Source organism: Psychrobacter sp. W2-37-MNA-CIBAN-0211 (genome assembly GCF_040309405.1).
Lineage (GTDB): Bacteria > Pseudomonadota > Gammaproteobacteria > Pseudomonadales > Moraxellaceae > Psychrobacter > Psychrobacter glaciei.
The window spans coordinates 1-274 of record NZ_JBEOOU010000184.1 but is presented as its reverse complement, the minus strand read 5'-3'; the positions used below and the strand labels follow the sequence as shown (position 1 = coordinate 274).

1 pseudogene is annotated in these 274 nt (G+C 43.1%); it reads left to right on the top strand.

Annotation, left to right across the window (positions count from 1 at the left end):
* Positions 1-274: pseudogene (locus AAEY72_RS14825) on the top strand (ethanolamine permease); the annotation flags it as partial.

Sequence of the window (274 nt, the reverse complement as noted above, 5' to 3'; positions counted from 1 at the left end):
CGGTTTTATTGCATCACTCAGCGGCGAAGGTGATTTATTGCTTGCTATGGCCGTTGTGGGCGCAACAGTATCTTATGCATTAATGGCATTAAGCCATATATTATTACGCATAAAACAGCCTGAATTAGTCCGTCCATACAAAACACCGGGTGGTGTCGTAACATCAGGTATTGCATTAGTCCTGTCTTTAATAGCATTAACCGGAGTGTATGCGTTTGACCCACGGGCATTCTTATTCACAATAGGGTTATTTGTCATTGGCGCTGCATACTAC